Origin of the sequence: Psychrobacter sp. AOP3-A1-26 (assembly GCF_052378235.1) — a bacterium.
Classification (GTDB): Bacteria; Pseudomonadota; Gammaproteobacteria; order Pseudomonadales; family Moraxellaceae; genus Psychrobacter.
Genome location: NZ_JBQSXN010000201.1, coordinates 1 through 812 on the forward strand (window position 1 = coordinate 1; position 812 = coordinate 812).

An 812-nucleotide genomic window follows, 5' to 3' on the forward strand; every position below is an offset into this window, starting at 1 on the left:
GTTGAATTTTAAATAAGACAGTAGGGGTTAGTTGATGTCTTGGCATCTGTTTGCGGTATTCTTTGCAAGTACCTTTTTTATCTCAGCGACTCCCGGTCCGAATATGCTCTTGGCATTTCAGTACGGTCTAAATTATGGCGTGAAGCGCACTTTATGGACGCTGGCAGGTCTTAGTCTTGGACTTTTCGTTTTGTTGCTCTCGACATTACTGGGACTCGATGTCATTAGTCGTCAATCACCATGGTTATTGACGGTGATTAAGGCCGTTGGTGCAGCGTATTTAATTTATCTGGGTGTCAGCTCGTGGCGTGATGCTAGTGATAGTAGCTTGATTAGTGATGCCAGTACACTGAGTGCAGAAGTTCATGCAGATCTGACAACGACTGATAACGTATTAAATAAACCTCAGCCACGCTCGCTCTCTAGTGCCGCTGTCAAAGCGCCGCCTAGTGAATGGTTGCTATTTCGAACTGGTATGTGGGTATCTTTATCGAACCCCAAAGCGATTTTATTTTTTGCCGCCTTTTTCCCTAAATTTATCAATTTTAGCGCGCCATTATGGCCGCAATATATCATGCTGACGTTAGGGCTATTTTTGAGCGAAACGATTTGGCAGGTGGTATATACGCTAGGTGGTAAAAAGCTGGCAGGTTGGCTTGATGTGGGTGAGCGGTTAGCGTGGCTCAATCGTGGTTGCGGCGTTATCTTTATTTTAATTGCCGCGGCTCTATTGGCTGAAGTGTTGAATGGTTTTCTAACTTAGATATTATATAGTTAAAATACTTTAAAAACGCTACGATACTGCTGGTATA

Annotated in this window: 1 protein-coding gene; it reads left to right on the top strand. The window is 43.5% G+C overall.

Annotation, left to right across the window (positions count from 1 at the left end):
• Positions 1-34 precede the first annotated feature (34 nt).
• Positions 35-763 carry a LysE family translocator gene (locus ACT3TU_RS14300; RefSeq protein WP_192523040.1) on the top strand — a complete coding sequence of 243 codons (729 nt, stop codon included), beginning with the start codon at positions 35-37 and terminating at the stop codon, positions 761-763.
• Positions 764-812: the final 49 nt, after the last annotated feature.